The organism is Bacteroidales bacterium (genome assembly GCA_035353855.1).
Classification (GTDB): Bacteria; Bacteroidota; Bacteroidia; order Bacteroidales; family CG2-30-32-10; genus DAOQAK01.
Window position 1 is genome coordinate 86,676 of record DAOQAK010000003.1, and the last position, 17,040, is coordinate 103,715.

Below are 17,040 nucleotides of genomic sequence, written 5' to 3' on the forward strand. Positions count from 1 at the left end.
TTTTGGTTTATTGAAAAAATATTTGAACCTGTTGCAAGCTCAATATATTTATCATTAAGTTACCCCGAATCAGATGCAGCATCTATCAATGAGCTTCATCACTTTGATTTGAATAATATATTAAACTTCACAACAGGTTCTTAAACTTTTTAAAAAGAAAAATACATTTTTATTTTCCTAATGGATTGCTAACAACAGGAATATTTTTTACAACACCTTGCTTTTCTTTTACAATATCCAACTCCTGGAATAAAAGTCCATCGGGTAAAATAAAACTTGCCGGTATACCTGACAAATTATATTCCCAATTATCTAAACTGCCATTAACAGGCTTTACCATTGTATTGTAAACTTGCATATCCGAAGAAGTAGCCAGTAATCGTTTAAATGATTTCGTACTGAGTCCCTGAACTTCAGCAAAACTAACCAATTCCTCGCTTCCGTCGGAAACTTTAACACGATAAACCTGAATTGTTTTTGAAAGATCAATCTTTGGTTTCGATGCACCAAAGTAACTGATGCTGTTTTCATTTTCAATACCAGCTGCATCAGAAACAACTTTTCTTACAATATATGCATATTCCAGATCTTCTTCTTTAGCAGCAGCAATAAGCATTTCTTTTAATTTTTTCTTATCAACGGATGTAACAGGATTATTATTTACCATCTTAATAACTCCTGGACCTGTTACTGTTTTTACTCCACCGTTACTTAATGCAGCACGGGCATGACCATTACTTTGTTTCATTTTTAAAGTTGGTGTTCTATTGCTGAGTAAATTTTTCAACACGCCATTTTCAACAAGCACCAATGAATCCATAGCTTTTACGCCTTCTGCATCTACCACAAAACTACCGACAAGATTTGTATTATTAAAAGATGGAAGTGTTGGAAGTGCAATAATACTGATATCTCTGGAAATTATTTTTTTATTCATCATTGCTTCAAGCGTGTTCTCTTTTATCATATCAGGATATAGACTAATGATTTGCTCACTTCCGACAACAGGTTTTCTTATTGAGATCAATCCATTTACATTGGTAAAAAACTTTTGTACAAAAACTTCTGCAGCTGCCTGACCCTCGAATAATATGGGTCCGCAATAAGGTTCACTTACGGCATTTTTCGATACCAGTTCTGATAAATTTGCTGCCATCTTTTCAACATCAGCAATCATTGTTTTTTCATCAGGTAACTGCGAAATATTTTTACAAAACCATAGGACATGATCATTTAAAATCTCTCCGCTTGGCGCCTGTGTTTTGGCAACTACCTTAACAGATACAACCTGCAAAGGATATTGCGCCGACGTTTCTTCACTGTTAACAAAATATACTTGTCCGTCGTAAGCAAAAACGCTCACATCTGATTGTTGAATTTTAGGATACTTTTTTAAAACAGCAGAAAGATTACGCGCAAGATTTTCCATCTGTGTTTTGCTGAGATTAAAACTTTTGTACGGTGCAAAAGTTGTTGATTTTGTTACTTTACAAAAATCTGATAACTGCTTTTCTTCTTCAGTCAGACTCTGCTGGCTTAATGCAGAACTTTTAGCTTCATAATTTGTGATCGCATCTTTGTAATTATTATCAGTATAAAGCCATAATGCCCTGCGAATATCATTTTTATTATTTGAAAAAGGAACCTCATTACTGAATTCACTCCATGACCAAATATTATTTTCATCGAGATAATTCTCATTAGTCTTTTCATTTTCGCCAACCAGCACACGGTTTTCAAATAAACGGATCGGGCGTTCTTCCGATTTTACAATAGCTCCAAGAATAGCTTTTATTTGCAATGCCTTTGCATCGGAAATACTGTAGCTGATATATTCAGGCGAAAGCATTTTTTCGATTTTCAGGCTGTCCATGCCGCGCTGTATTTCCTGTTTCATGGCATTAATAAATACATTATCCTGTGCCATGCTTAATTTTGCTGTAAATAATATTACAACAATCATCAAATATGTTTTTATCTTTTTCATTTGTTTTTCTTTTTAACAGTTAATAATTACGGTCTGGTTAGGATAGGCAATTTTGTTTGATTCTTTACTTTGCGTTGCGTTTCAATTTGCTTTACAAATAAAGTAGGGCAAACTGTTGACACAGGTACAGAGCCTGATTCAGCTCCGCAAAATCCAGTAAATAATCCGTAATCATCACCAGCGGCTTCAATGTTAGAAAAAATAGATAAAGGAGTACCAACTAAATTAACACCACGCACTAATTCATCAGGTCTTCCATCAACATATATCCTGTATACTTCTACCGGAGTTACATTAAATGCATTGGGGCTGTACCTGCCTGTACTGGTAAAACCTCCAACAGTACTAACAAATAAATATCCATATTCTTTTCCTTGTTTTTTAGCTTCATCAATAAGAGCCTGACGTAATTGTGCTGCTGTTAAAGGTTTATTCGATTCGACAATCATATTCGATTGACGGCTTACTGCCTGCATACCAGCCTGAGCCCTGCCATGTCCATTAGAGTTATTAAAATTTTCAATAGGAGTTCTCGACATTAAAAAGTTTTTCAATATTCCATTTTCAATGATTATAAGTTTTTTCCCAAGCTGTCCCTGGTCATCATATTTATAAGCCCCATTTAAGAAGAAGCCTTTATATTTTGTAATCGTAGGATCGAATGTTATTGTTAAATTTTCGTTTATCACTTTTTCGCCAACTTTTTTCTTGAATGTTTGAGCGTCGCTTTCATCTTTCATACGTTGCCCTTCAATCCTGTGCCCAAATATTTCATGAAAAAAAACGCCTGCTGATGCAGCAGCTAATAATGCAGGGCCTGTATATGAATCAACAACCGGAGCTGTTCTGAGCTTGGTAAGTGTTTCGCTCATTTTTTTTGTATCACTAATGATAACATCATCTGATGGTAAATCATTTGGATATAATCCAAAATAACTTTCATACAACGGCAAATCCATTCCATCATCAGCCTGTGTTTGCCCGTTAACCATCACCCTGCATGTAACCCTGTTTTCGGTAATGCTACTGCCATCTGTTGCTACAAAATATTTTCTTTCAATGATAAAAGAAAAAGTTGCGGAACCTTCAATAATATCCTTATTCTGAAGAAATATTGCTGAATAGCTTTTAATTTTATTTTCCCACAAACTGCTGTCAAATACAATATCTTTTTCATTAAGCGGTGCTTCGTTATATATTACCGGTTTCTCTTTAGTGAAGTCATTCGACTTATCTTCGTCTTCTACCTTCACAGCAATATTAGCCAAAACCTTGGCATACATATCCGCTGATTTACGGTATTGATCATTAGTTTCCTTCCATAATATTTGTTTTACACCTTCCGAAACATTTTCAATTGGAAGGGTTACACCATAATCATAATCAAACCATCCGTAATCTTCTCCTTTTATAGGATGTGAATTATCAAGAGTATCGCTACCTACCCTGACATTAGTACACAACTTACGATTATGCGACCATCCTGATTTAGTAATTTGCCCGAATGATGTTTCAATGTTGTACGCCTTTATATCATTCACGCGATAGGAAATGTAATATGGTGCAACCTTTTCTTTTTTCAAGGTTTCCATATTCCTGGTGAGTTCTTCTTTTAATATGCCCGGTAACTTATCCTGTGAAATTGCCGGAACAAAAAGCATAATTCCAATTAGGAATAAAAACATTTTTTTCATGTGTGTTTGGTTTTGGTTAATCACTGATTAAATTAAAGAACTGTTTTTTTATTAAAATATTTTCCTCTTATTGAATTTTTAATTCATTTTGTATTCATATTTTCGCATCAACAAAGTATATAATTAATTTTTGATTTTCAAAGGACTATTTTATAAAACATATAGTTTTGTTCATAGCTGGTAAGTTTGGGTGTATAACTGGAAATCTATTTTATACCGATATGAATCAAACTTACTAACGATTTATTTTTTTATTGATATGTTCCAGAGTATGATTATGGCTCAATAATAAAAAAGGCAATTAATAAAAATTGCCTTTTCGATCGATAAACTTAACTAACAGGGATAGGATTGCTGCCTATTATTGTTTTTTATTATACTAATTTATGCACATTCTGATATGTAGCCAATCAATGAATCAACACCTTTAAAACTCACTATACTGGCAAACATTTCAACTTTTACTTCATGTTCTTCTTTAACATGATGGGCATTAAACTTTACGTGCAAATTGTCTTGTATTTTACTGAAACAACATTCCATTTTTTCAAGTATATTATTTTTATCGCTGCCGGTAATAAGATTATTAAAAGTTATATTTGAAAAATCAGCTGGCGACAAACCAAATATATTTGCACATTTTTCATTTACAAAATCAAATTTATTTTTGCTATAAACAAAAACACCGGTTAATGGATTATTAATTAATGCATGAAAATCTTCATCGTGTTTCTGCTGCAATCTTTCAACTTTATCAAAACGTGTTTTAATTGATGAATGTAGTTCTTTATAATCAAGAGGGTTAATAATATAATCGTCGGCACCCAGGTTCATTCCCTCTCTTATATCTTTTTTTTCGCCCTGTGCTGTTATGAAAATAAATGGAATAGACGAAGTGGTTTTAATCTGTTGAATGATTTTGTAAAAATCACAACCATTTATATGAGGTATCTTTATATCACATAAAATTAAATCGGGTAATTGTTTTATGGCTATATGCAAACCAGAAATACCATCGTTAGCCGAAAGAGTATTATATCCTTCGTCTTTAAGAGAATTACAAATTTTTTCTCTTAATACAATGTTATTTTCAATTACCAGGATATTTTTCATATTCTTTTCATCAATGTGATGACTTATTTTTTAAATGTTACGAAAAACTTCTATCATTTTTATTGTAGGTCTGACAAACATGTATGGACCATCCATACTTTTACATTCAAGCCATTTATTGCTTATCAATTTGCGAACCACTTTAAAAGAAACAGATTTAGACCTCATGCAATAAGCTGTTGATTTATTACCCATCAAATGATTTGCAACAATGTGCCTGATTTCTCTTCTATAAATCTTTTTCATAGCTTCTGGTTTTAAACTTATTTATCTAAATGATATCTCACGAAATAAATATTCTGATTGCTTTTCTCCATTTTATTTGAAGAATAATATGCATTGACCCCTTCAGAATTAATAATGAAATTATAATCGTCATATGCAGAATTTACGGGAGCCCCAAGATTTTCGGGTGCCGACCATAAACCCTCATCATTTTGAGTAGCAGTAAAAATATCATAACCGCCATAGCTATTATGTCCGATGGAACTGAAACAAAGAGTAGCTCCGTCAGGCATAATGAAAGGGCTTTCCTCGTTCTCAGCAGTGTTAATATCTTTACCAAGATTATATGGCATACTCCATTTTCCATTAGATAATCTTTCAGCAGCCCATATATCTTTTCCGCCATATCCGCCAGACCTGTTGCTGACAAAATAAAGTGTATTACCATCGGGACTTAATGAAGGATTGCATTCAATATTTTTGGTATTAATATTAATTTTTTGTGGATTATAAAAATCATTATTTAAGTTTACACTATATATATCATCATCCATTGTAATAAATATCTCATCATAATTCATTATTTTATTTTCTTCTCTAAATTTTGAATATTCCTTTACGATGTTTATAGGTTTTGTCCATTCGCCCGATGTACTATCATGTTTTGAAAAATAAAATTCCCTGCTTACAATAATATTTTTTTTGCTTTTAATATCAACACAATAAATCAACCCCGAATTGATTTCGGAAATATATAAGGGATATTCGGATGATGTTCCATTTATTAAAGTACTAAGCACTTCCACATCCACACGGGAACTCCATGGTGTTAATATTAGCTGATCATACAACGATACCGGAGGATTGAATGATTTCCCTGTTTTAGTTGTATTTGCCTTTATATTTACCAATGATCCCAGCAAGTATAATATTGTAAAAATTGTGATAAACTTTTTCATGATACTTTTATATTATGATTTATTAATAAGTATAATTGTTTTTCTTATGTAAAATTACATCTTCGGGAGGGGGCAAATCATCAGCATAAATGATGGTTTTTTTAATAATATTGAATGGTAGTGGCTATAAATAGTGAGGCAAAAAAAGTCCCAAGCATCAAGTCCCAAGTCCCAAACTTCAAGTTTCAAATCCCGGGATATAAGAAAATCATTCTTTAACCCTTTTCTTCATTGAATTTTAAAATCGTAATTGATGAATGTGCAAAATTATTTTTAACTCCAAATAGAAGTAATGAAGAAAAGCTATTATTCAAGCTATAATGGTGGCAAATTCCAATAAAAGAAAAAGGGAACACTTTTAATCCGTTTCCCTTGGAATTTGAGGTTTGTAATTTTGAATTTGAGAATTATATCCAGATCCTCATAAAGAACATAAGTACGAATGTTAATGCTGCTTTATATTTTTCATTTATAAAGTTCAATTGTTTTTTACTTAGGAAAAAACGGCCTACGAGGATGATCAAAAGTGCTATCATTTTTTGTGTGTTGGTGTTTACTTTTTCATTGTGTTTGCTAATGTAAAATTACATCTTTGAAAAGGCAAAATCATCAACATAAATGCTGAAATTAATAATACTTTTAAATTGGTAGTAGCTATAAATAGTGAGGCAAAAATCAAAGAACCAAAATCAAAACACCAAGCTTCAAGTTCCAAATACCAAGAGAAAAAGAAGAAGAAAATTTTTAATACGTTTTATTTATCTATGCTTTGAAACCGGGACTTTGAACTTAAGAATTAAAGCCCATTTTATTGATATGTATTTGTTATACCGATGATATAAATGGTATCGGAATTATAATTCAATAAGCCCTTGGCGTATAGCATACATAACCAGGTCGGGGGTATTTTTACATTCGGTTTTTGCTAAAAGATTAGCGCGATGCGTATCGATAGTATGTTTGCTTAAAAACAACTTTTTTGATATTTCAGTTGTCGACAAACCCTGGCATATAAGCTGCAACACTTCTATTTCGCGCTCTGAAAATTTTGATTTGTCAACATCTTTTCCTGTATGCTTTTCTTTATTTTTCCCGGGTTTAACTTCCAGGATATTTCCTTTCAGACATTCTTTCCCTTTGATTTTAACAATAGTACCATACACTTGAATAATAGCAGGCGACTGGTCTTTTTTAAATATTTTCATTTCCGTAGAAAAAGAGCTTTGAATCCCCTTAATACAACGGTGAATTTTTGCCTGTGATTCATCACTTTCATCACCAAAAACCAAATCCTCGAAACTCATCTGGCTTAATTCTTCTTTGCTGTAGCCAAGTATTTCGGAAAGTTTTGAATTAACAAAAGCAAATTTATCATCATAGTATACATATACGCCAACCATAGGGTTTTCAATCAAAGCAAGTAGTTGTTCATCATTCTGCTTTAAATATCTTTCGTGCTTTTCAAGCCTTATCTTTACTATTTTCAATAATTCGGAAAACTGAAAAGGCTTTGTCAGGTAATCATCTGCACCTAATTGCATGCCCTGCCGAATATCATCTTTTTCGTCCTTGCCGGTAAGAAAAATAAAAGGGATGTTAGATAAAGACGGAATTTGCTGAATGGTTCTGCATACTTCAAACCCATCTTTTTTAGGCATTGTAACATCACTGATAATAAGATCGGGGATAATTTCAATAGCTTTCTGTATGCCGGCAACGCCATCCACAGCAGTATGTATCTCGAATCCTTCCTTTTTTAGAAAATTAACGGTTGATTCAAGAACTAATAGATCATCTTCTATAACAAGAATCTTTTTCATCTTATTCAGTATAAAAGTTTATTAACTTTCCACTGATGCTATTTTTATTATTACAAATTTAATTTATTTAACTATATATTTCTACTTTATTCATTTTTTTTTGCATTCATCATTTAAAGTGAATCCTGATCAAATAATTATTGGTAAATAATTACAGAATTTATTATACTGTTATGTTTTTCTAATAAATACTTTCCTAAAATCAAAATCAGCAGACCTTTTATATCAATGGCTTTGAGCAATTATGGCAATACCTGGCATTAGGTTTCAGTTTTGCTCCGCAGGAAGTACAAAACTGCAAACCGGCAGGAGATACAGGCGGGGGTGTAGTATTTTGTACCGATGATGGCGTAGTATTTTGTATCGGTGGTCTTTGCATGTGTTGATTTACGGGAGGTCTTTGTGGCGGATACTGTGGATTGTATTGCTGATTTACCGGTGATATAGGCATTTGTGAAGGATACGTGGGATAAACTTTTATTTTCGGTTTTCGCAATGTAAAATAAAGTACTAGTCCAATAACAAAAAGAATAAGGACAACGCCGCCGATAATAAAAAATATTCCAAAAGACCCTGCTACTGAGGTTTTCTTAGGTATCGGGCATTTGCTGCTGAAAGTTCCGGAAACATTTTCGCCACCTTCATCAATCATATTAAAGGTACCGTTCAGATTAAAATAATCTGCTTGCTGAGTGAAACGCCCATTCATTGTAAAACTTAAATTAAACTGGTCATCCATTCGTCCCCTTTCAAACGTCTGCATTTTCCCATTGCCTGATGCGTTAAAATCATTTGTATTCGCAGTACCTCCACCATTACCTGTTGCCATTACATAGTTGGTTGCAGCTGTACTTGGCTTTGTCATTTTAAACCGAAAATCAACCCTGGCATTATTTCCGTTAATAGTGATAAAGCAACTTTCGTAGCTATATGTAAAATCCTGATTATTAAATCGCATTTCCATAACGTATTTCCCATCATGATTTTGCGCAAACAGTGATACTGTATAGTAAAGTATACTAAAGATAAGCAGGTTAATTTTTTTCATTGACTAAATATTTATAATTAATTCAATAAAATAATTTCTTAAAATATTTTTAATATAAGCATGAATGAATAATGATTATTACAAATATAAATAAATTAATTTATTATTTTACTGTATTTAGTATCGTCAATTATAGCAGACAGATATAGAGGATATGATGATAATAATATTCTCAGAAGAAAAAAAACGGTTCAGGAAATTTATCTGAACCGTTTTGCTTAGTAGCGGGGATAGGATTGTCCGCCTACGGCGAACGGACATTTTTGGTGGACTTAGCAAAGAAAATTCGTCAATCCTGCGGATTGTATGTTTTCTTTATTTTCAACAATTTCTGTGCATGCACAGAATTGCTTCAAATAAAAAAACCGGCTAAGTGCCGGCTTTTCTTTGTAGCGGGGATAGGACTCGAACCTATGACCTTCGGGTTATGAGCCCGACGAGCTACCACTGCTCCACCCCGCAATGTGGATGCAAAAGTAACTATTTTATTAATATTACATAATAAAAAATAAAAATTCCTAAAAAATATTATATCTACTTTTATTCGATATGAAGTCTACATATGTAAAATTCCAAGCCCCCAGAAGTAACTCCTTTGGGCTTGAGGATTGAGACTTGGTACTTCCCTTTATTGTTTTACAATAATTTTTGAAACAGGAATTATTTTTTCATTATCAGCACTGATAACATAATTATAAATTCCGGCTTTGAGTTCAGAAGAACCCAGGTGAATAGAATAACTTCCCGGAAAATATTTTTCTTCTGAAAACTGTTTTACTTTTTCACCAGTAATATTATAAAAAGTAATGTACCCTTTCAATGCATTATCAATATAATATTCAAAACTTATCTCATCATTAAACGGATTTGGAAATACATTAACTGAAAATTTATTTTTATTTTCAATTGAAGAAATATTCACAGTAGCCCCATATACTTCAATGACATCCAGATCGAAACCCACATCAGCAGACGTAACTGTGCCATCGTTATCGTCAACAATTTTTATAAAGCGTGCTTTACTTAATGTTGATAAATAAAATTCTTTTGAACCTGTACCAGTTCCCAGCGAAGTCCACGGACCATCCATTGATTGCGAAGCATAGCACGTATAACTTTCAGCAGATATATCGCCTTCATATACTTTGAAATCATTTCCCGAAATATTATTTATTGACAGCAGCATATCTACTATTATCCATCCATTTTTCCCGATCGAATAATTGATTTTATCCGTTGCGCCAATTACTGAGGGCGTATTTGCTTCATCGGCAGTATTGTTATTTGGAATATTCACTGCAGGAACTTTATAATTATAACTTCCATTTGCAGGTTCCATTTTTATATTGATAACGGTGGAACTTGCTGAAGAAACTACAACACCTGTAATGGTTCGCGTTTGATAACCATTTGCAACAACTTTAATGGTATATGTTCCTGCAAGAACAAATTGAATAACATCATCCCGATGTAATTTTTCTCAATATTCAAATACCTGTTGAATCAGGCTTCGATTTATTTGAGAAATTAGATGTTCATGCAAAAGTAATTTTTGTTACGGCTTATGATGAATATGCATTTAAAGCATTTGAAGTAAATGCACTGGATTATCTTTTACTGGTTCGTTTAAAAAATTCCATTAAAAGACTTTTTGCAGATCCCAGGATAGATGAATCGTTAAAAAATAAACTCACAATTGATGACCCGTTATTCCTGCTTTTTAATACTCATCATAAATTTCTTAAAATAAATTCTATCATTTATATAGCATCATCCAGGGATTATTCAGAAGTTCACCTGTCGAACGGACAACATGGGTTAACCGGCAAACCTATGCATGAATGGGAAGACCGCCTGCCTGAAAATGATTTCACACGCATTCATCGTTCTTCGATTATCAATATGAATTATGTAGTTAATTTTGAGAAATATTGGACACACCCCAATCATGTGCATCAAGAAAAGCAACCTCTTCAACAGGAATTCCTGTTTTCTGAAATCGTTCGGCAACTTCACTCATTACAGCACATCCAAGACTATGAACTATTAAATGTTTTGGAAAATATTAAAATCGCCTTGCCTGTATCCCCTAAGTGCTGCAAATAATGCTGAACCGGCGCCTTCGGAATAACCCTCAATCAAATCGTTGCTTTCGGGCATCCAGTTAAAAACAAGAATATTATTTCTTCCTTCACCAATGAAATAATCAAAATTTCCTGTAAGACGGTTGTATATTCTAATAACAGCATCACCCTGTCGTTCCCTTAAAGCAACGGCCATTTGAAGCATCCATGAATTTAACACATCTCCGGAAGTATTGTAGCCATGAGAAATTACAGTTGTGGTTTGAGAGAATGAATTCTTCATCATGAATAAACACAAAAGAAGCAGGATGTATTTTCGTTTTATCATGATTAAATAAATATGCAGTTAAACAAATATAAATACAATAATTTAATATCATTAAATATTTAACATTCTTTATTTAAAGAACAAACATGATATACCTATACCGAACAAGTTAAATTACAATTTATTTTTATAATTTTTTCAGTTCACGAAAAGTCGGGATAAATAGGCATAACCCGTTCTAAAATTTTTTCAGTAGCTGAGGCAACATGATTAGAACAAGTATAATTCAATTTCTGCTTTAATAAAAATCATTTCCATTATTTCCTATATTTGCCAATAAACTAAAACATTTATGAGTCATAAATCAGGTTTTGTAAATATTATAGGCAGCCCGAATGTAGGCAAATCAACATTAATGAATGCATTGGTTGGCGAAAACCTTTCTATCATCACACCTAAAGCGCAAACCACACGACATCGTATTTTAGGAATTTTAAATGGTGAGGATTATCAAATTATTTTTTCCGATACTCCAGGTGTTTTAAAACCACATTATAAGCTTCACGAATCGATGATGAAGTTTGTTGAAGGAGCATTTCATGATGCCGATATTTTTTTATTGGTTACCGAACCTGGAGAAAAAGCTGAAGAACATCTTGCTCTTGAAAAATTGCAAAAATCAGAAGTTCCTGTTATAGTTCTAATAAATAAAATCGATCTATCCGACCAGAAATCCATCGAAGAAAAAATAGGTGAATGGTCAAAATGTATCCCCAATTCACAGATTATTCCTATTTCAGCAAAGCATAAATTTAATCTTGAAAAAATCCTTGATGTAATAATTGCCAACCTGCCGGAAAATGAACCTTTCTATTCTAAAGAAGAACTGACAGATAAACCTGAAAAATTTTTTATTGCAGAAATTATCCGTGAAAAAATATTTTTACATTATCAGAAAGAAGTTCCTTATTGCTCAGAAGTAGTTATTGAAACTTATAAAGAAGAAGAAAAAATAACACGGATAAGAGCCATCATTCATGTTGCACGTAACTCCCAGAAAGGAATAATTATCGGCGAAGGCGGAAAAGCATTGAAAATAGTGGGAACTGAAGCACGTAAAAGTATGGAAGAGTTTTTACAGAAAAAGGTATTCCTTGAAATCGTTGTTAAGGTAAGCAAAGACTGGCGCGACGATCAATCGCAACTTGATAAGTTTGGGTACAATCCGAAATAAAAATAATTTAAAATAAATAGCGCGCGCCCTGCGGGCGCGCGCTATTTATTTTATCACTTACTTTCCGCAACATCTCTTCTTTTTCTACGCCATCTTCTAATCCATCTTACGATAAAAAATACAATAATAAATATTACTAACCACAATGGCCACATAATAATTAGTCCGATAAAAAATAACTGCACACCTTCCCAACCATCTTTAAAACCTTGTCCTATTTTATAAAAGAAACCCGATTCAGGTTCAGCAGTTGTTTTTGATTCCAGCTTTTCATAAAAATGAAGTCTGATAGTGCTATAAGTTACCTGATCGTTTAAATATTTTAAAACACCTTCTGTTGCTTCAATTTCTTCACGTATTGCTCCAAGCTTTTCTTCAATCCCAATAATATCAGTAACCGTAGTGGCTTTAGCCAGTATCTCCTTATACCTTGTTTCAACTTCTTTCTTCGACTTCAGGCGACTTTCATTATCTATATAATATGTTGTTACATCTTCCATCTTGACTTTCTTGTAATCTGTATAAATAGATTGTTCCAGTAATTTATCAATAATGTCATCAAAGCCATCTGTTTTAATACGTATTACCATATCATCTTCAATACTGGAAGTATTGTTTGTTTGATCATCTGACGAAACATACGCATCGCATTTTTTTACAATATCCAATATTGCTTTTCGGCTATCCTTAATATTCTTAACACGCATAGAAACTCTGGCTGTTTTAATAATTTTCGAAGGATTTTTTTTGTCTTCAGTAGTAACGGTTTTAAAATTTTCATTACCAATTGAAGTCGATATCTTGGCTTGATTAATACATGCCACTTCCGGAATCGGAGGAGAACACATATAACTTTTTTCACTAACATTATCTGAACCAACATCCGTTTCAGTATTTGGCGGCAAGTATTCACATGCTAATGTGCTGTTGTAACTTTTTGAATTTTTTCCTGAGCATCCAGAGAGCTGGAAATAACCAATAATAATTGCAGCAATTATTACCGGCAAAACTAATTTTGTTTTCATAGGAGAGAAATTTTTCGTTAATAAAGGAAAGAACTATAGAATTAAAAAAATTTGGAAGGAACTTTAATTTAATAACGCTAATTACTTCCTTTAATTGTATAGTTCAGGAAAAAGATTCATTTTTTTATGATTTCCATAAAATTTTATTTTTTGTACCTTGCAAATAAAACAACAAATCTTAAAAACATTTTTATATGAAAATCCCATTTTTAAGAACAATGATTAAAGGAACAAGAGTTACCTTCAGTCGCTTTGCCCCGGCAATCTTTTCAGCAATTACCGGAACTGTATTCGCAATAATCCTGACTTATTATGATGAAGATATATATCATTACGAACATTTGTTTCGTTATATTTTCTGCGCTGCTATTGGATTACCGCTATTAATTGCAATACGATTATTTTCTGAACGAAAAGAAATCCCTGTAAAATCACAAATAATGTATTACCTGATAGCATTCATTTTATTGGCAGGATATTTCTTCACACTACCATTACATATAAATACCATAACATTTTTAAGGTTTGCATTATTAATTATTGCAATGCATTTATTGGTGTCATTTTCAGCATATACCGGCAAAAAAGAAATAAACGGATTCTGGCAATTTAATAAAGCGCTTTTTCTCCGCTTCCTTACTTCTGCCCTGTTTTCTTTTGTTTTGTTTTTAGGCTTATCGCTAGCAATATTAGCAATAGATGAATTATTTTCTGCAAATATCGACGAACGATTTTATTTGCGTTTATGGATTATTATAGTCGGTATTTTTAATACCTGGTTTTTCTTATCCGGTGTTCCTTTGCATATTGAAAAACTTGATTCTGTTAGTGATTATCCAAAAGGTTTGAAAATATTTACTCAATATATTTTGCTGCCTTTGGTTTTAATTTATTTCGTTATTATTTATGCATATACTTTTAAAATCATTATAACATGGCATTTCCCCAGTGGATGGGTTTCCAATCTTGTTTTATTCTTATCAATATCCGGGATTTTTTCATTGCTTCTTATAAATCCAATTAAGGACATGGAAGAAAATAAATGGATTAATACTTTCCGGCGATTGTTTTATATCTTTCTTTTACCAATGCTTATATTGCTCGCCATTTCAATATGGAAACGAATTGACCAATATGGTGTAACCGAAAACAGGTATTTCATTGTAATAATTAATTTATGGCTTGCATTCATAAGCCTGTATTTTATTTTCAGTAAATTAAAAAATATTAAAATTATTCCAATCACACTTTGTTTTCTTTCTTTATTTACATACTTCGGACCATGGAGTGCATTCAGTATTTCGAGAAAAAGCCAGCTGCATCAATTAGAGAATGTTCTTACCGATTCAAAAATGCTTAAAAATGGCAAGATTCAAAATGCCCCGTCAGACCTTACATCCACCAAAAAACATAAAATAATAAACTTGTTTTTTTATTTCGATGAAAGAAATGAACTAAATGAATTTCAACCATGGTACAAACAAAATATTGATTCCTTATTGGCATCCGATAGTTCCAGGTGGTTTCATAAATCGGGCAAACTACTGGATTTAATAGGAATTGAAGTGAATGAATATTTTACACGAAATGAAAAAGACAGCACATCGGAAGTGTTTAACTTCAATGCTGACATTACAAATATCGACATTCACGATTTTGATTTTATGATTAACTATCATTCAAACGACAATGCATTCATGGACTTTACAACTTATACTAAAAATGAAAATGAAAAACCAGGTATAAAATTAAACGATAGATATAATCTTGATATTAAACTGAACGACAAGAATGGAATGCTTTCCTTCATCAGTAATAACAAGACAATGATTGACATCTCGCTATCATCAATTCCTGCAATTCTTAAAAAATATAAATCAAATCATCAAAAGGAAAAATATAATTCCGCTCTTCCAATTGAAGCAATGACTTTTGAAAAAGAAAATAAAAATATCAGACTCCGAATTTATATCAATAGGATTGATGGCTGTATAAATAAAAACAAAACCACATCATTTTCTTATATAAGCGCATGGATACTGGTTAAATTTAAAATGGAAGAAAAATAAATGAAGAACAAAATTTATAAAACCATATTCTGGGTTACGCTTTTTGCAATTGCAATGGGCTTTATGGAAACCGCTGTAGTTGTGTATTTGCGGGAAATGTATTATCCCAACGGGTTTTCGTTTCCATTAAAAATTATTGATTATAATATTGCCATCACCGAATTTTTTCGCGAAATAGCAACGTTGATAATGCTTATAGCTATTGGCATAATTGCCGGAAGAAAAAATACCGAACGTTTTGCATTTTTTATTTATGCATTCGCTATTTGGGATATTTTCTACTACATTTTTCTGAAAGTGATTCTCAACTGGCCTGAGTCATTACTAACATGGGATATTTTATTTATGGTTCCTGTAACATGGGTTGGACCTGTTATAGCCCCGGTAATAAATTCGCTCACTATGATTTTACTTGCATTCATTATAATCCATTTCACAGAAAAAAATGGTGATGCAAAAATCAATAAATATGAATGGATGCTTTTAATTACAGGTTCGCTGGTAATAATATTTTCTTACACTCAGGAATATATGAGTTACATGTTGAATAAATTTTCATTTGCTGAAATGCTTGGTATTTCTGGGAAACAGGAAGTAATAAATTATGCATGTAACTTCATTCCAAAATATTTTAATTGGTATATCTTCTGTCTTGGTGAATTGATGAACCTTTCAGCAATTTATCTTTTTGCAAAGAACAATAAAAAAATCCCTGTCGGCTAAAACAGGGATTTTTTATTAAGTAATTTTTATAATTATTTTGCGGAAACATAATGTATTTCAAAATTACCACTTGCTCCTGACACCCAAAATTCATTTGAAGTAAGCCTTAAGATAGTCCATTCAGAACCTAAGTAAACAATGGTTTCCTTTTTATCACCCCATTCCCATTCAGAATCACCTGTTGCTGCAAACCCCGACATAGTGCCAGTTTGAATTACTTTCCCATCGCCCTTAAATTCAATAGTATAACCATCGCTACCGTTTGTTGAAATCCCAAGAGTAAATGTTTCTTCAACCTTCCAGGTATTTACAAGGCTCATTTTTTAGGCCATGCGCTAATAGTAGGGTCATCATCATACTTCTTACATCCGGCAAATGTAACAACCATAAATGCCACCAATACTAATAAAAGACTTTTTGTTTTCATCGGTTTTGAGTTTTTGTTTTAATTTAACTTCATGAAAAATTATAATGCTTACTGATTCGTTTTTTTATATCCCAAATACATTTTAATCCTTTTTTAAAAGTAACAAAATCACCGGCTTTTATTGTATAGTTTCCGTCATCAGTATGTACATCCACTTCTCCTTCAAGTATAAGACATTCTTCATCACTGTCATAATACCAGTCGAATTTTGAAACTTCTTTATTCCATATTGACCACGATTTGATTTTTCGTTGTTGAATTTCGGATACTGAGAGTTTTTGTATAATAACTTTAGCCATATAGTTTACTTATTAGTGTCAAAAATAATGTAAATTTACATTCAAAACGAAAACCATTTAATAAT

15 protein-coding genes and 1 tRNA gene are annotated in these 17,040 nt (G+C 32.3%); 3 read left to right on the forward strand and 13 right to left on the reverse strand.

From position 1 onward, the window contains the following. Positions 1–169: 169 nt before the first annotated feature. From PKK00_01270 to PKK00_01315, 10 genes are all read right to left on the reverse strand, one after another. A complete protein-coding gene (locus PKK00_01270) occupies positions 170–1,987 on the reverse strand; it encodes a metallopeptidase TldD-related protein (GenBank protein ID HNW97024.1) in 1,818 nt (605 codons plus the stop codon). A gap of 26 nt (positions 1,988–2,013) precedes the next feature. Continuing rightward, positions 2,014–3,681 (reverse strand): metallopeptidase TldD-related protein, encoded by a 1,668-nt coding sequence (locus PKK00_01275; GenBank protein HNW97025.1) that lies wholly within the window; start codon positions 3,679–3,681, stop codon positions 2,014–2,016. Between the two features lie 384 nt (positions 3,682–4,065). Next, complete coding sequence (locus PKK00_01280; protein ID HNW97026.1) at positions 4,066–4,794, reverse strand: response regulator; 729 nt, start codon at positions 4,792–4,794, stop codon at positions 4,066–4,068. Positions 4,795–4,824: 30 nt separating this feature from the next. After that, positions 4,825–5,040, reverse strand: coding sequence for a hypothetical protein (locus tag PKK00_01285; GenBank protein ID HNW97027.1), 216 nt, complete (start codon positions 5,038–5,040; stop codon positions 4,825–4,827). A gap of 17 nt (positions 5,041–5,057) precedes the next feature. Continuing rightward, positions 5,058–5,978, reverse strand: a complete 921-nt coding sequence (locus tag PKK00_01290) for a hypothetical protein (GenBank protein ID HNW97028.1) — start codon at positions 5,976–5,978, stop codon at positions 5,058–5,060. 854 nt (positions 5,979–6,832) lie between these two features. Then, positions 6,833–7,798 carry a response regulator gene (locus PKK00_01295; GenBank protein ID HNW97029.1) on the reverse strand — a complete coding sequence of 322 codons (966 nt, stop codon included), beginning with the start codon at positions 7,796–7,798 and terminating at the stop codon, positions 6,833–6,835. A 220-nt stretch (positions 7,799–8,018) separates the two neighbouring features. Continuing rightward, complete coding sequence (locus PKK00_01300; protein HNW97030.1) at positions 8,019–8,846, reverse strand: zinc-ribbon domain-containing protein; 828 nt, start codon at positions 8,844–8,846, stop codon at positions 8,019–8,021. Positions 8,847–9,236: 390 nt separating this feature from the next. Next, a tRNA-Met gene (locus PKK00_01305) sits at positions 9,237–9,308 on the reverse strand. Positions 9,309–9,474: 166 nt separating this feature from the next. Further along, entirely contained in the window at positions 9,475–10,185 is a 711-nt protein-coding gene (locus tag PKK00_01310; GenBank protein HNW97031.1) for a T9SS type A sorting domain-containing protein, read from the reverse strand. 707 nt (positions 10,186–10,892) lie between these two features. Then, positions 10,893–11,258 (reverse strand): hypothetical protein, encoded by a 366-nt coding sequence (locus PKK00_01315; protein HNW97032.1) that lies wholly within the window; start codon positions 11,256–11,258, stop codon positions 10,893–10,895. Between the two features lie 292 nt (positions 11,259–11,550). Here PKK00_01315 and era point away from each other — a divergent pair, with 292 nt between their 5' ends. Continuing rightward, a complete protein-coding gene (gene era / locus PKK00_01320) occupies positions 11,551–12,432 on the forward strand; it encodes a GTPase Era (protein ID HNW97033.1) in 882 nt (293 codons plus the stop codon). 53 nt (positions 12,433–12,485) lie between these two features. Here the strand turns inward: era and PKK00_01325 are convergent, their stop codons facing one another. Beyond that, entirely contained in the window at positions 12,486–13,457 is a 972-nt protein-coding gene (locus tag PKK00_01325) for a DUF4349 domain-containing protein (protein ID HNW97034.1), read from the reverse strand. Positions 13,458–13,651: 194 nt separating this feature from the next. Here PKK00_01325 and PKK00_01330 point away from each other — a divergent pair, with 194 nt between their 5' ends. After that, a complete protein-coding gene (locus PKK00_01330) occupies positions 13,652–15,526 on the forward strand; it encodes a DUF4153 domain-containing protein (protein HNW97035.1) in 1,875 nt (624 codons plus the stop codon). Continuing rightward, positions 15,527–16,249 (forward strand): hypothetical protein, encoded by a 723-nt coding sequence (locus PKK00_01335; protein ID HNW97036.1) that lies wholly within the window; start codon positions 15,527–15,529, stop codon positions 16,247–16,249. It begins immediately after the preceding gene. A 32-nt stretch (positions 16,250–16,281) separates the two neighbouring features. Here the strand turns inward: PKK00_01335 and PKK00_01340 are convergent, their stop codons facing one another. Together PKK00_01340 and PKK00_01345 are read right to left on the reverse strand one after the other, a co-directional pair. Further along, on the reverse strand, positions 16,282–16,569 hold the full coding sequence (locus PKK00_01340; protein HNW97037.1) for a hypothetical protein: 288 nt from the start codon (positions 16,567–16,569) through the stop codon (positions 16,282–16,284). Between the two features lie 136 nt (positions 16,570–16,705). Further along, complete coding sequence (locus PKK00_01345) at positions 16,706–16,975, reverse strand: cupin domain-containing protein (protein ID HNW97038.1); 270 nt, start codon at positions 16,973–16,975, stop codon at positions 16,706–16,708. Between the last annotated feature and the right edge of the window lie 65 nt (positions 16,976–17,040).

Excerpts from the sequence above, each read along its gene's own strand:
- PKK00_01280 (HNW97026.1), bottom strand. The coding sequence starts at position 4,794 with ATGAAAAATATCCTGGTAATTGAAAATAACATTGTATTAAGAGAAAAA.
- PKK00_01290 (HNW97028.1), bottom strand. The coding sequence starts at position 5,978 with ATGAAAAAGTTTATCACAATTTTTACAATATTATACTTGCTGGGATCA.
- PKK00_01275 (HNW97025.1), bottom strand. The coding sequence starts at position 3,681 with ATGAAAAAAATGTTTTTATTCCTAATTGGAATTATGCTTTTTGTTCCG.
- PKK00_01340 (HNW97037.1), bottom strand. The coding sequence starts at position 16,569 with ATGAGCCTTGTAAATACCTGGAAGGTTGAAGAAACATTTACTCTTGGG.
- PKK00_01295 (HNW97029.1), bottom strand. The coding sequence starts at position 7,798 with ATGAAAAAGATTCTTGTTATAGAAGATGATCTATTAGTTCTTGAATCA.
- PKK00_01315 (HNW97032.1), bottom strand. The coding sequence starts at position 11,258 with ATGATAAAACGAAAATACATCCTGCTTCTTTTGTGTTTATTCATGATG.
- era (HNW97033.1), top strand. The coding sequence starts at position 11,551 with ATGAGTCATAAATCAGGTTTTGTAAATATTATAGGCAGCCCGAATGTA.
- PKK00_01300 (HNW97030.1), bottom strand. The coding sequence starts at position 8,846 with ATGAAAAAAATTAACCTGCTTATCTTTAGTATACTTTACTATACAGTA.
- PKK00_01285 (HNW97027.1), bottom strand. The coding sequence starts at position 5,040 with ATGAAAAAGATTTATAGAAGAGAAATCAGGCACATTGTTGCAAATCAT.
- PKK00_01270 (HNW97024.1), bottom strand. The coding sequence starts at position 1,987 with ATGAAAAAGATAAAAACATATTTGATGATTGTTGTAATATTATTTACA.
- PKK00_01325 (HNW97034.1), bottom strand. The coding sequence starts at position 13,457 with ATGAAAACAAAATTAGTTTTGCCGGTAATAATTGCTGCAATTATTATT.
- PKK00_01335 (HNW97036.1), top strand. The coding sequence starts at position 15,527 with ATGAAGAACAAAATTTATAAAACCATATTCTGGGTTACGCTTTTTGCA.
- PKK00_01330 (HNW97035.1), top strand. The coding sequence starts at position 13,652 with ATGAAAATCCCATTTTTAAGAACAATGATTAAAGGAACAAGAGTTACC.
- PKK00_01310 (HNW97031.1), bottom strand. The coding sequence starts at position 10,185 with ATGGAACCTGCAAATGGAAGTTATAATTATAAAGTTCCTGCAGTGAAT.
- PKK00_01345 (HNW97038.1), bottom strand. The coding sequence starts at position 16,975 with ATGGCTAAAGTTATTATACAAAAACTCTCAGTATCCGAAATTCAACAA.